This window comes from Legionella maioricensis, assembly GCF_023618015.1.
In the GTDB taxonomy this organism is placed as follows: domain Bacteria; phylum Pseudomonadota; class Gammaproteobacteria; order Legionellales; family Legionellaceae; genus Legionella; species Legionella maioricensis.
Map to the genome: position 1 here is coordinate 1 of NZ_JAJKBJ010000040.1, position 15578 is coordinate 15578.

The window sequence follows — 15578 nt, forward strand, 5'->3', positions numbered from 1 at the left end:
ATCCCGAACAAAGTGAGGGATCTTCTGGATGTAGTACAATGCCACTTTAGAAATTTCACCATGATTTTCAGAACGATTCTTGCAAAATTGCAAAAGGATTTTTTAACTCTTCATTTACTTGAACAACTAGGAGTGCATCAAGATGGGCCAGTTACAAGCTGATTTTTGTATTATTGGAGTCGGTTTTTCCGATTTGGCTGCGGCTTATAAATTGATGCGGGCTGGTTATTCTGTGAGAGTGCTTGAGCCTGGTGACCCAACATTTTCAACTCAATGCGCAAACCACCAACGACATAGCCACACCTATAGATTTAATATTCAGCTAGTCCTATAAATATTTTTATAGCAGAACAATTTTTATTGACCCACGTAACACTATTGATTAATATAGCAATCGGCTTGGAACCGCCACATGGAAACTATGGAGTAGTCTCATGAAGAAACCAAATAAATGCCAACTTTCAAAACCAATGGAATCCCTCGTCTCTTTCCTTATAAGTCACCAATTTTTTGTTATTTTCACTTTATTACTTTATGCCATCTGTTCCAATTTTGCGTTCTTGGGGTAGAGTCTTCTATTTTTTAAATAAAAATTCAGTTTGTAGAAGGGGTTTTTCGTTTTAAAGGATTAAGCAGTGAAAAAATTGGTTTTGCTTTGGATGATGTTTTTTTGTTGTGTTTCGTTTGGTTTTGATTATCCTGACGTAACAATAGACTTTAATAGAACCCCTCCTGCAACTGTATTCTATGGGGAGACCTTGCGCATACCGGTTCAAATGGGCTTTAAGAATCTAAGAACGCATAAGGTATGGTCTATGCCCGAGGGAAGCGCTCTGGAGCTTGTGTCGGGTTATTGTCCTTTTGTACCTTACGATGCACGAACTTTATGGTTTGGTACTTGCAATATGAATATTGTGATACCCGGCAATAAACTGGGAAAAGTGGTAGTGGGAATACTTTCTTATCATGTTTGGGGCGATGAGCGGGGGCATGACTGGAATAGAGTATACTCTTCCCCCGGATTTTATGTTGAAGTAATTCCTCATCCTTTATCGGTGTTACCTATACCTATTCAGGAGGCGACTGCGAATCAACCTTTTGTTTATAATCTTAAATCAGCAGTAAAATTTTATGACGAAAACAAGATGGCTGGTAGACCAGCTCAAGGATTAGTTAATCCAGTAGAACAAGACGGATTGCGTTTTGATCAGAACAGCTTCTCTATTGTGGGCACACCCAATCGCACCGGAGCCTATGTATTCAAAGTAGGCGCTCAAAATGCCAGTAGCACCGCCTCACCTACAGATTTTAAAGTGCAGGTTGGTGTAAATCTTAAAGATAAACCTGTTTTTAAAAAGCATTATTCTTTGGCTGGCGCATTACCAGAGCAAAAATACAGTATGAATCTGATGGAGCTAATAGAACCCCAAAAGGGATTTATGGCTACCAATCAGATTTCTTTTCGCCTTGATCCTAATTTTAACAACCCTGGTTGGTTACACATTGCAAAAGAAGATGCTACCTTTCTTGTGGGTACAGTTCCTTCAGAGGCAGCAGGTAAAGAGGTAGTAATTAGACTTATTGCATCCTCAAACACAGGTGGGGACTCCGAGCCTTGGGCCGTAAAAATTCCTATTGCTTATGATCCAGCCAAAAAGCCAGTAATCGAAGCTTTTGAGTTAGAAAAATTAGCGGGTTCTAATATTTATGAGGATTTATCAGGTTATGTTAAAGATCCCGCACGAGCTTCTGACCTTAAAGTAATTTTGGATAAAGTAGAACCAGCAGCATCCTGGCTTCATATTTCTTCTCTTAACCCAACGGTATTAGAAGGTACAGTTCCGGATGAAGCTACAGGGCAAAAATATCAACTGACTTTACGTGCTAACACTTCAATCGGCGGTAGTTCTAATTCAATAGTAATCCCTTTACAGATAAGCGTGGATGAAGAACAGACTCCAAGGTTTAAAGCAGCCAATCCATTGATACCAATGCTTTATCCAGGACAACCCTTTTCCTATGATTTTGTAGCGAATAAAGATATCTATCCCGAATATAATGATGCTCCTTATGAGATTAAATTTGCTAGCGGTTTTAATCCTCCGAATTGGTTACGTATAGAAGAAAATAAGCTGATTTCTGATTTGATTCCAGACGACATTGACTACGTAGTCAATATAAAAGTGGTAATAAAAAATATACCTGGGGGTTTGTCAGGAGAAAATCTTTTAAGCCTAAGAGTTATGAATTAATTATTTCAAAATTATAGAGAATTAGAGTCTCTCATGACAATTAGAACGGCAAGTTTAAACCAGAAATAGTAATTAGTATTAGGAAGCATCATGACACAGATATTCACCGGCGAAGGATTAGGCATACAAGGTTCATCTATAGGTTTAGGAAGTTATGGGCCTAAAGGGGTAGCAGGATTAGGACAAGGCGGCGAATCTGTGTACGTCAATGCAGCAAATGGTAATCTGATTTTACGACAATCGGATGGTTTTTTAGCTGATATTGGTTTTGGCCTGGATTTATTTCAAACCTATAATTCCCGTGGTGAAGGTAATTCTTCCTGGTGTTTTAATGTGCAATCTCGATTGGAAATAAATGGGGACGTTAATACAGAAGGGTCTACGGTAACCCGCATTGCTGAAGACGGACATAGAAGTTGTTTTCTCTTTGATGTAAGGAAACAAACCTATGTACCTCAAGAAGGAGGAACCGCCCGTCTTACGTTTACTCAAAATGGTTGGAGCTATCGTGAAGGAAGTCAAAAGACTGCTTATCATTACTCTCAGGAAGGTCAATTAACTGAAATTCGCGACTTGGACGGCCATAGCGTTGCTTTTCATTATGAAAATAACCAACTTGCTACCATTATAGACAAGAGTGGAAAACAGAAAATAACCTGGTCTTTCCAGAATGGTTTATTACAAGATGTAACGACCTTCAGCGATGGTATTAAGACCCATCATCTTCACTATGAATATGATGAACAGCAACGCTTACATAGGGTAAGTCGAGATATAGGCCAAGGTAAAACCTTTTGGATTACTTATGATTATGCGGGGGATTGCAACAGAATTAGTGACATCAAGCAATCTGATGGAACTGCCCTTCATATAGAATACGATGCCCAGGGTAGGGTAAAAAAACTGGTTGATGGTGAGGGGCGTATAAGTACTTATGATTATCAATCAGGAAAAACAACAGTTACTAATGGTTTGGGAGAGTCTTGGACTTATTATTATGATGACAAGAACAGACTCACTGGCATCGATGGACCCGAGCAGTATCGTATTCGCTATTATTATGAAGGAGCACAATTAAGTTCAATTGTTCAGGGCAATCAAATTTGGAAGTTTAGCTATAACGACGAAGGGGATTGTATTCGCGTTGAGGAGCCTTCAGGACAGATAACCCAAAGAGTTTACGATTCAGCCCATCGTTTAATTGCCGAAACACATTATCAGAATTTTGATGGCACTCATCATCCTGTGAAACCGCAAACCACCCGCTATATTTATGATGAACGAGGACATTTACTGTTTACTCTGGCCGCAGATGGCACTGTGACTGAACGACGTTATGATGAAGAGGGACAACTCATTAGCACGCGCTGTTATTTACGTGCAGGCTATGATCTTAGCGCTACGGCTGCAGATGAACTGATCAGTATAGAAGCCTTGCAGTCCTGGGTTGCCAGGCAAAATCCACAAGAGGTGAGTTTGATTGATTATCGCTATGATTGGCGGGGTCAACTCCTAGAGGAAATTCATTATGGCCAAGTTGATAGTACAGGGCAGGGAGTACTTACAGGCGCATTGAGTACCCGCAGTCGTTATGATGCTGCGGGTCGTTTAGTGGAAAAGAGTGTCCCCATTGAAGGAGGATGGTGCATCACCCAGTATGTTTATGATGATTTGGGGCGGCTTATTCAAACTCTGGATAATCAACAACACAGCCAGCGCATTGAATACGATGACCTTCATCAGCGGGTAATTCAAACCGATGCGAATGGCTTACAGACAATCCGTTTTTATGATCGAAGTGGTTTATTACTTTCTGTCATGCGTATGGACAGTAACCATGAGTTCGGCACGTCAACTTATAAATATGATGCCGCGGGTCGTATGATAGCCCAAACTGGGGTAGATGGGCTGACCAGTTATACCTTTTATGATCATCAAGGCCGAGTTCAGGCGCGTGTAAGTACTAGTGGACAAATCACGGAGTATTTCTATAACGAAGAAGGTTTTTTATTACAAACCCATGAGTATGAACAGCGTGTCTCAACCCAGGGTTGGTTAGATCTATTTCCAACTTTTGCATCCATAAAGCCCAACAGCAGTGCACATGATCGCATCTCCCAAATCGTATATAACCAGTACAATCAAATCGCTTATCGGATTGATGCCCAAGGGGCGGTGATTGCTTATCAGTACAACGCACAAGGTCAAGTGATTTCGGCCATTGCTTATGCCAAGAGATTAAGTAATTTTAATCCGGAACAGCCCGTAACTTATAATGCTATTCAACTGAAGTCTGATACTAAGGACCGAATTATTTATTATTACTATGATACTCAAGGTCGATTAGAAGCACAGGTTAATGGTGAAGGTTTTGCCACAGAGTATCGCTACGATCGATTAGGGCATCTTATTGCAACCTGCCGTTATGCTAATCCCGTTACAAAGTTTAGTGATGATTGGTCTTTGGATAAACCGGCCAAAAATGCACGTAAAGACATCCATACTTATAGTCTTTATGACGCACGTGGGCTTAAAGTAGCAGATATTGATGGTGAAGGGTACCTAACCGAATACCGTTATGATGCCAGAGGATTATTGCAAGAAAAATGTTCTTATGAGCAGGCAATATCCAGAAGTATTCCAATTAATGAAACAATGACTCTAGAACAGATTCGACCCCAAGCACAAAATAATGATCATCATACTACCTACCAATACAATGATTTAGGTTTATTAATTCAAGAAAAAACACAAAATGGTTTAATAACCACTTATGCTTATGATGAAATGGGACAATTGGTGACGAAAACCTTAATTGATGAGCAAACCCACGCGGCACGCCAACAACGATATCGTTATGATGTTTTGGGACGAGTGATTCAAAGCCTGGATGAATTGGGCTGTGTCTTGTTAAAAAAAGATGATTTATCACCCGAGCAAATTGAGTCGATTTGGCAGCAACACAGTATCTATTTTGAATACGATAATTCCGGATTATTGCTTACTAAAACTAATGCTCTGAACCAAACCACCCGCTATTTTTACGATGAATCCAGAGCGCTGCGCTATACTGTGAATGCGGACGGCGCCATCATGGAAACAGGTTATAATTCTTTTGGTCAAATAGCATTTACTAGAGCTTACAGTGCTTACTTAAAAACCAAGGTAAAAGGCTTAAGTACAGAGGAACTGGCAGAGCGTTTTTACTCCTTACAAGATGATCGTTTTGATGAATTCACCTCCTATGAATACAACACTATTGGTCAGGTAATCGCAAAACACAGTGGAAGTCGAGGCCTGGTAACCAGCAGTTATAATGCGTTTGGGGAATTAGAGTTCAGTAGCCAGGTAATTGACTTTGAAAACAAAACCTGTGTCGCATTTGAATACGATAAGCGGGGGTTATTAACTCATCGCATTGATGATGTTGATGGGCTCGCCAAGAGCAGTGGAATTCAATATGATTCTTTTGGTTGGGTGACCAAAAAAATTGATGGAAGACTTCATCAAATGAACTATATTCTTAACAAACGTGGTGAGCAAGTAGTAATCACCAATGCCAGTAATCAGTCAAAATTGATAACCTATGATGCTTATGGTCGTGTTCTTACAGAAACAGATTACACACGGACAAACAATATAAAAGTCTTTAGCTATGATGATAAAAAGAAGACTATTACCCTAGCTAATAATGTGGAAAAAACCCAGATTGTGACGCAGTATAATACCTTTGGCGATAAAGTCTCGTTAACAGATGCCAATGGCTATACCACTGATTTTCATTATAATGAACAAGGACAATTAATTCGTGTTGATGCACCGGATCAGGCATTTAAAGAATATCATTATGATGAGGCAGGGTATCTTATTTGGCAGCAAGACGCTGGCGGCCAGGTAATTGAATATTGTTATGATGCTGCGGGTCATCTTTTATCGAAAACTTTAGATCCTAAAGATTTAAAGCTAACTACCCTTTATCAATATGATGCTATAGGCCGACAATTACAAGTAACCGAAGCCAATGGTTGCATCAAGCAATTCATTTATGACAATCAAGGCAATTTGATAAAATCCTGCATTGATCCTGACGGCTTAAATTTAGCTACTGAGTTTTCTTATGATGACAAAGGGCTGTTAATTCGTCAGACCGAGATCAATACGGGAGGGGGCAATAAAGTTACTGCGTATCAATGGGACCATTTAGGCAGAAGAACGGCAACCATTAGCGACCCTGATGGATTGAAACTCACAACCACTTATCAATACGATGCGAATGATAATCTGATTAGTCAAACCGATGCTAACCAACACCAAACGCATTATATTTATGATGTTAATAATCGCTGTCGCTATCAAGTGAATGCTCGTGGTGTGGTAACTGAGCATGTTTATGACCTCAATGGTCATGAATTACAAACTGTGACTTATGCCAAATCCATACCCTTATTGTCCCAATATGACGAAACCAGTTTGAGGGGCGTATTAAAAGAAGATCCTCTTCATGATCAGTATCAATTTCGCACATTTAACAGTGTTGGTCAGGTAGTTACAGCTTATGATGCATTAGGTTATGTGACAACATATGGGTATGACAAGAATGGCAATATGACACATACACGTCAGTATGCCACATCGATTTCAATAGCCGCCTTAAAAAAAGGGGATAGCTCCTTACCTCCAAAGGATGGCGCTCGTGAAGAACATTTTGTCTACGACGGTTTAAATCAGCTGCGATTTAAATGTGATGCTAAAGGATACGTCACTGAATCCCAATACGATCGTAGTGGACGATTGGTAATGAGCACACGGTATGCTGAACCAATCAAACTAGGCGCTAATGCACAATATACTTTAGAAAATATTATTCAAAACCTAAAATCCAACCCCGAACTCGATCAAACTACCCGCTACACTTACGATAAAGCGGGGCGGGTCATTATAGAATTAAGTGCTGAAGGAATTGCCAAGTCCTATGAATACGACAACTTGGGCCATGTTATTGCAAGTACCCTTTATGCTACGCGAGTACCTCTGACAGGCCTGATTCTTCTCAATAGACAACACCTAATAAAAAGCGCCAACGATAGAACCAATCATTTTGTTTATGACGCTGCAGGCCAAGAGTTGTATCGCATCAGCAGTGAAGGGCGGGTGCTGGAGCGCCGCTATGACGGGGTAGGTAATATCATTGCTGAATTAACTCACGCCACGCCCCTTCATTTATCGCTTTATACTCTGGATGGCATTAAAAAAGCGCTTCAGACTCAAGACAAACACGCTAAAATAACGGATTATGAATACGACGCAGCAGGTCGGCTTTTAACCCAAGTGAATGCACAAAAAGCTGCAACTCAATATACTTATGATGCACAAGGTAATGTATTAAGCAAAACTGAAGCGAATCAAGCTCTTTGGACTTATAAGTATGATGAAACCAATCAACTCATAGAAATCCGAGCGCCCAGTACAAAAGTCACTACCGCCTTGGGGCAGGAACAACGTTCTATAATAACCCGCCACACTTACGACAGTTTTGGGAATTTAACGTCAGTAGTGCGTGATTCGGAAGGACTTAAACAGACGGTGTTTTATGAGTTTGATAATAATAATCATAAAATAAAGACTATTTATCCTGAGGTGAAAGTCAATCGTTCCAGTTCGGCCGCTTCCAATCAGCGCCAGGAAGTCCTTCAGACTTTAGCTGAAGAAATCAAATACAACGCTTTTGGAGAAGTCATTGCAAGCAGTGATAAAGCGGGAAATTGGAAACATTTTGCTTTAGATAATCAGGGATTGCTCATTTACAGTACCGATACGCAAGGCGCATTAACGCAATATAAATATGATGCTTTTGGTCGTGTGATCGAAAAAACGCTTTATGCCAATCTTCTCAAAGTAGATAAAGACGGACTGTACGATATGCTAACGCTTGAAAAGGCAGCTCAATCAAGTGAGTACGACAGACATGAAGCTTATGTTTATAATCTGGATAATCAAGTCATTGAAGTCAGTCGTGATCCGGTCCGGATGTATAATTCCAAAACTGGCCGCTACGATATTAGTCTTAAACCAACCACAAAAAGTACTTACAATGCCTTTGGCGAGGTCATCAAATCCTCAGTCAAGATTAATGAATCTGACTGGGCTGATACTTATACCTACTATGATAAAGACGGCCATCAAACGGCGGTGATTGATGCTGAAGGTTATTTAACCACCTATCATCTCAATGCATTTGGTGAAGTGGACAGTATGACTGAATATGCTCTGGCTGCCCATAATTGGGATATTGAGAGCTTCAGCCCTGGTCAAAACAGCGATAAAGATCGCAGGGTAACCTATGCTTACGATGCCTTAGGCCAATTGACCAGTAAAACCTTAAAACAAGTTCGTTTTGAACGTCTAAAATCAGGGACTAATTCCTATCAAACCGTTACAGAGGATCTTACCACGACTTATGGTTATGATGCGCTTGGTCATCTCATTACCACCACTGATCCTAAAGGCAATACGTCCTATTGTTATTATGATGAATTAGGGCAGTTGATTGCGAAAGTTGCTCCTAAGACTCAGGAAGGGCGGGAAGCAACTACTTATGCGTATGATGCTTTAGGTCATCTAGTGGAAACAAGACGCTGGGCACAGGGCGTTCAGGAGGCTGATGAGGAACACTTCGTTTTAAAAGGAGCTTCCAGCGAGGATGTGCTGACGCGACAGGAATACAATGAACAAGGTCAAGTGATTGCGGAAACTGATGGCATGAACCATAAAGTTTATTACAGTTATGATGCTAATGGTAATCTTGCCCGCAGCTGGACTTCTTTAAAGCAAGTCGATAACAGCGTACTCATTCAAGACAAAAGATACACTTACAACAGTGAAAATCATTTGGTGCAAACCGCGACGTTTAAAAATTCGGGGGCAATCCATACGGAAGATGCACAATACAATGCCTTTGGAGAGGTTGTTGCCAAAGGCATTAATGGTAACTTTACCGTTCATGTCGATTACGATTGCCTGGGGCGTGTCTGGCGATCAAACACCCAAGGCTATTATCAAATTTTTGTTTACGATTTGATGAATAATGTGACTCAAGTCGTGACCTCGACCAGTAATTTTCGTGACGAATATCAGCGATTTGGAGTGGATTTATCGCAGAAAGATTTTGAAATAGAGCTAAGTTATAATCAAGATCGTTGGAGCTATGATTTGCAGCGCCAGAACAATGTTTATGATTCATTAGGACATCTTTTAAGCCAGGTTAAAGAATCCACGGTTAATTCTTCCGAGAATACTAATGACGTTCATCTAGAGTATGCCTGGCAGTCACAAACAGTAGACCGCTGGGGCAACATGCTCAGTTTCACGAATGCTCTTGGTTTTCAAACCCGTTATGAATACAACTCCTTTAACCAATTAGTCAAACAGGAGTTACCTGCGGTTCGAGTGGTTGATGAGCATGGGGTAGGGCGTATTTTAAAACCGATTAATACTTATGCTTATGATGAATTAGGTCAAGCCATAGCCATGGTCGATGCGAATGGTCATGTAGTGAGTAAAGAATATGATGCTCTGGGACGGGTTATTGTAGAAAGAGATGCCCAAGGACATGAACGCACCAGACACTATAATTTACTGGACCAACTCACCCAATCGATGAATGAGTTAAAAGGAGTGACTCGTTATACCTATGATCGCGCCAATCGCTTAATCGAAGTCAGTAGCCCCAAAACGAATCAAAAGTATGACTATGACGAAGCTGGACAATTAATCAAACAAAAAAATGGAGCTAAAGAAGAAACGGCGTTTTGGTATGACACTTTAGGCAATCAGGTGACACGTCGTGACGCGCGTGGCTATGTTACAGAGTATGAATATGACGATGCTGGCCATAAAACCAAAGAAAAAGATGCCCAGGGGCATAGTCAATCCTGGAGATACAATGCTCAAGGGAAGTTAGAGCAGCACACGGATTTAGGAGGGCACACCACTTCTTATCAATATAATACCAACGGATTGTTGATTGAGGAGAGCTCCACGTCAGGAAAACACATTAAATATCATTATCAAGGGGATGGGGCGCTTATCCAATTTGCTGATGAAACCAAGAATGAGACCGTTAATTATACCTATGATGCCGAGGGTCAATTAAGCAGTAAAGAATCCGGTCGAGGAGGAACGACTAAAGACGGATGGATTAGAGAAACCGACTATTATCAATACGATGCTTTAGGTCGCTTGCTTCAAGTCAGACGCCGAAATCCAGAAGACATAGACAGGCATTTTCCCAACAAAGACCATGCCTTATTGTCTATTGATTATGAATATGATGCCGTGGGCAATATTCGCCATACTCAAGTCAGCGCGAATTATACAGGGTATGAGGCCGTGCAAAGTGAAGATTATTATCTTTATGATGAAAACAATCGGATGACGGTAAACAAAGGCCAATTAGTGAATGGCGAGATTAAGATGACTGGTGCTCAGGGCAGTACTTCTTCTTATGATGCAGCGGGTAACGTTCAAAATGCTGCCAAGTACGAACACGGTGCGATTCAAAATTACCGTTATGTGTATAACGAAGAGAATCAATTGGATCTGATTCAAAAAAATGGAATTAATCTTCAATCCAAATTTTATGATGGGGCAGGGCGGGTCATAGAAGAAGACAGCTTTGATACGCTGGGTCATTTATCAAAAAAAAACATCATGTCATTTTCTAATGGACTATTAGAAGCTCAAAAGACAGAAAGGGATGGGATTGAAGTCTCTCACACGGCTTTTGAACATGATAAAGTCGGAAATCTGATTGAATTAAAGCTCCATGTTAATGGACAAGGAAGAACTCCGGGTTATACGTTAAGACATGAATACAGTTATACCCTTTGGGACAGCTACCAACAAAGTCTGGATACTGCCACGCAAACCTCCGACCAGGGAGGCAGTACTCGTGGGATAAGTAGCAGAATCTATGATGAGAATGGCCAATTAAGTGATGCCATTGATTCTCAAGGGATTAATAGCAATCATTATTTGAACAGTACAATTGAGGGCATTAAAGCGCGTCAAGATAAAGACGGTCAAACCAGTTATTTAAGTGTTGCTGGAAAAACCATAGGTGATTTGCACCTGGACAAACAAGGCAAGCAGCGATTAACCGTATATGGTGGTTTTACTCCAAGTGGCAGTCAGGAAAAAGTAGAGCCTGCCAGTCGCTTTGCCTGGAAACGAAATTCAGTAACTCCAACTACCAGTACCTTTTTAGGACGCACAGCAGGAGCAAGTGCTGAGGGTACTTTACCGGAATCCCCGCAAGATAATTTAGGTGCCTATACTCTGCAAGCGGGTGACACTCTGGAGGGTATTGCCTTACAAGTTTATGGGGACAGCAGTCTGTGGTATTTATTAGCGGATGCTAATGGCATTAGTGATAGAAACGCGCAAGTAGGGGGGAGTGGTCAACTTCACATTGGCCAGCGTTTGAACATCCCTCCTGTTGCGACAGGTCAGCACCATACGAGCCGCACTCACAAAGTACTCAATGCCAATCAAATGATAGGTAATACCAGTGCCACCACCGCAAGCCCTTTACCGCCAGCGCCGCCTTTGCTGCCTAAAAAGCATAATGGGTTTTTCTCGAAAATTGTAGTTGCTATAGTGGCGGTAGTTGCCACGGTGATGACCGCGGGAGTTATTGGCGCCTTGGCTGGTGCGACTATTCAAGGTGGCGGTGGATTATTTGCACTGGGAATGGGCGTTTTGGGAGGTACTGCTACGACCACGGCTGGAGTCACCTTAGCAGCTGGCTTTACCGCAGGTTTTATGAGCAGTATTGCGAGTCAAGGGGTTGCCAAAGCGTTGGGAATGCAAGAGAGTATGGATTTTAAAGGGGCTTTAATTTCAGGCCTTGCTACTGCGGCCACCGGAGGATTATTACGTGGTTTAAACAACAGCCCTGCATATCAAGGTTTTGTAGAGTCCATGAATAATTTGTCGGTATCCAAAGCCTTTAACATTGCAAGTTCTGCTCAATTGATGGAGCAAAACGCCCTAAGCCAAGGCCTCAACCTGACCTTCCAAAAACACCAACACTTCGACTGGGAACAACTGGCCGTAGCCGGAGTCACTGCAGGGGTTATGGGCGGCACTATGGGCAGGAAGCTAGACCAAACATTAAGAAGAGTAGACCACAATACGGGAATCCTGAGCTCTGAACTAAGAGCCCTAACCACAGCAGGAGCAGAAGCCACTACCGGCGTTCATTTTGACGCAGCCCAAGTGCTCAGCGATAACTTGGGAAGTGCGATTGGTTCGGGGATAGTGGATAAAGATTCAATTTTAGAACAGCCCCAATCACAAGAGCCAGATTTTACCTTAAGCGATGAATTGTATTTAACAGAAAACGTTCTTGATATGATTCATCCTGAGCGCACTGAGGAAGCTGTGTTTAAAAATTACCTGGCACGACAGTTGAGTGGGAGTGGGTATGAGGCGCTTCGGCTTACGGAGAGCAGCGAGGATTACTTAACCTTTGAAAATAAAACATACTGGGGTTCCAGACATGGACTCAAACAGTTAGTTAATGATTCCACTGCAAATGTTGAAATGATGGGGCTTAGCCTCAACAGTGATAGTAAAATTATATATCAGCGAGCCCATTATAGTCATGAAGAGGCATTGGATATCCACATGAGTTTAAAAGGAACGAATAGCCCGAAATACTCGTTTAGAGAAGGATGGGCGGAAGCATCGCGAGATCAAGTTAGCAGGTCAATGAATGTAGATAAGTTATTCGCTGATCCTATAAAAAAGATGCAATTTTTGGATTTACATTATCAAGATGGGCTGAGTACTCAAGATTTAGATATTTTGTTAGATGGGATGGGAATACTTAGTGGTAAAGGAGCAATTTTTTTGAAAGCATCTAAAGATAATAATATAAATCCACTGTATCTAGTAAGTCATGCACTTCTAGAGAGTGGAAATGGAGAGAGTCCCTTGGCTAAATATAATAATTTTTTTGGTATGGGAGCTTCAGATGGAGATGCTTTTAACGGGGGCATTAAATTTGCGAAATCACATGGGTGGCATACACCTGAACTAGGTATTATGGGAGCAGCAAAAATTATATCTGAAAAATGGATAAATAGTTCTGGAAACACTCAAAGTACTTTACATGGAATGCGTTGGAATCCGGTGAGCCCAGGAAAAAACCAATATGCGACTGACATCGATTGGGCTAGCAAACAAGCAAAAATTATTTACCCTCAAGTAACGAAAATGCAACAAATTAATCCGTCGTACCAACCCCTATTTATAGTGCCTAAGTATTATCATTAGATGAGATGAAAATGAATATCGTAAGAAAAATGAATTTTATGTTGTTAATAGGTGGCCTGTTATTTTTTAACTATAGCAACGTACTTGGTAGCCCCTCGAGTGATAAGGATATTATGAGCCAGAAAATGGAGGAGAATATACTTCACTCACCTTTTAAAGCACTTTTGCATAGAAGTGATGGAAGCAAAATCATGGCTTATCTATATGCAAAAGATGGAAAAAGTAAATTAGCAAAACATTATTCGCGTATCGATGGGGAATCCTATACAACAATGGAAAGTATTGGTCATTTTCAAATATACTTATATGATGTTGATAGAAATAGATTTTTTCCGGGTAAAACTCCTATTTTCAAGGATTTTAATGAAATCACACTTAATAGTGAGGGGGCTAAAATACTTGTTTTATCGGGAGATCAGGAAGGAAAATCAGATGTTTTACTGATTAGTCAATTTGGAACCGCTGAAGGGGACATTTATGAAGCCTACGGATTTTCGCAAGATAATTTATCGTTCAAAAATTATATTTTTAACAATGGGAAGAAGAAAGATAATCAATTTTATGGAAGTATTTTGAATGATGATAAGAAGAAAAAATTGGTTGCTTATACTACGCATCAGAAATATGAAATTGGTGGATTTGTAATATTAAAAGTGAATATATCTTTATCAAAAATACCTGGTGAGATAGATGTACAATATGAGGACTGGTAAAATAAGTGGTTGAATGTTTCTGTTCTACCAATAACCACGAATATAATCGATCTGGAGTGGATTTATCAAAAGATAATTTTGAAATAGCTGTAAGTTATGATCAGGGGCCCAGTGCCTATGATTTACAGCGCCAGAATAACATTTATGATTCATTAGGACATCTTTTTTTAGGAGTTTCTAGTGATTAAGATAATAAAAGAAACGATATTTTTACTATTATTTATAGTTACTATCGGTTATGCAAAGACCCCAAATGATAGTGTTGTTATTAATAGAGTGCTAATAAGTAATACTGCAAAAAAGATTATATTTGATGTATATGCACCAGGAAAAGATGTTCATATTTTTACGAATAAAGATAAGAAAATTTTTTATTACGTTTATTTTGGGATTATTAATCCGACAAAGAAAAAATATCAGATAGAAATTATTTGTGTTGACAAAAAGGATAATATTGTTTTTCAAGAGGCTACGGAAAGGACACTCATAAAATATCCAGATTATATAGGCGAAGATATTGTTAAAAATCAAGAGCAAATGCTTTGGTTAGATCCTACACCTGGGGCTATAGTGAAAGGGCAACGTCTTCCACTAAAGAGTGATAATGACTACTTTATTGAATTATATATTGAAAAGAAATTAGTGGGAGTTTCTAGATTTACTTATCAGGTGATGAGAGATGCCAAACAGGATGGATTAGAGAAGGAGAAAAAAATCGAGGCGGCTCAAAAAATGTTGGAGGAAGGTTCTGAACCAGATTTTGTTTCCAAATTAACAGGTATTTCTTTAGAGAATATCAAGCTATTGCAAAGGCTGGATAATTGATAGATTGATGTGCTCTTTAAAGCGCGTGCCGATAAGGACGGTCAAACCAGTTATTTAAGTGTTGGTGGCAAAACTATAGGTGACTTATGAAAATGGCGAGGTTATTGATCAAAGCGGTATAACTTTTGCGACTGGATTTGATGTGGGGCAGTATAGTTCTCACGATATTAAAAAATTTGATTTTCCTAAAACTCTTGAAGAAAAACTACTTCCTTTTGCAGGTGTAACAAAAGAGAGAGCAAAAGACTTACTTCCTCTTGCTTTACAGACAATGCTTACTTCCAAAGAGGCAAATCAAATTGACTTCAAAGTAAAGGAAAGTCATCTTAGGTCCACAATTGAAAGTTGGAATACCCATAAGTTGGAACGTACACCAAAGTTTAAAGATCTTACCTCAGCTCAACAAACAGTTTTACTTTCGCGAACCTTTCATCAAGGACCTGGTATG

The 15578-nt window shown here is 40.2% G+C and carries 6 protein-coding genes; all 6 read left to right on the forward strand.

Annotation, left to right across the window (positions count from 1 at the left end):
• Positions 1-142: 142 nt before the first annotated feature.
• Complete coding sequence (locus tag LOX96_RS16925; protein ID WP_250424667.1) at positions 143-334, forward strand: NAD(P)-binding protein; 192 nt, start codon at positions 143-145, stop codon at positions 332-334.
• Between the two features lie 301 nt (positions 335-635).
• Positions 636-2252, forward strand: a complete 1617-nt coding sequence (locus LOX96_RS16930; RefSeq protein WP_250424668.1) for a hypothetical protein — start codon at positions 636-638, stop codon at positions 2250-2252.
• 90 nt (positions 2253-2342) lie between these two features.
• Positions 2343-13592, forward strand: a complete 11250-nt coding sequence (locus tag LOX96_RS16935) for a glucosaminidase domain-containing protein (protein ID WP_250424669.1) — start codon at positions 2343-2345, stop codon at positions 13590-13592.
• Between the two features lie 11 nt (positions 13593-13603).
• Positions 13604-14305, forward strand: coding sequence for a hypothetical protein (locus LOX96_RS16940; protein ID WP_250424670.1), 702 nt, complete (start codon positions 13604-13606; stop codon positions 14303-14305).
• 180 nt (positions 14306-14485) lie between these two features.
• Complete coding sequence (locus tag LOX96_RS16945; RefSeq protein WP_250424671.1) at positions 14486-15130, forward strand: hypothetical protein; 645 nt, start codon at positions 14486-14488, stop codon at positions 15128-15130.
• A gap of 79 nt (positions 15131-15209) precedes the next feature.
• A partial coding sequence (locus LOX96_RS16950; protein ID WP_250456434.1) for a pesticin C-terminus-like muramidase occupies positions 15210-15578 on the forward strand: 369 nt, incomplete at its 3' end.

Bases quoted from the DNA above. Each gene is read 5' to 3' on its own strand.
- LOX96_RS16940 (WP_250424670.1), top strand. From the start codon at position 13,604: ATGAATATCGTAAGAAAAATGAATTTTATGTTGTTAATAGGTGGCCTG.
- LOX96_RS16925 (WP_250424667.1), top strand. From the start codon at position 143: ATGGGCCAGTTACAAGCTGATTTTTGTATTATTGGAGTCGGTTTTTCC.
- LOX96_RS16935 (WP_250424669.1), top strand. From the start codon at position 2,343: ATGACACAGATATTCACCGGCGAAGGATTAGGCATACAAGGTTCATCT.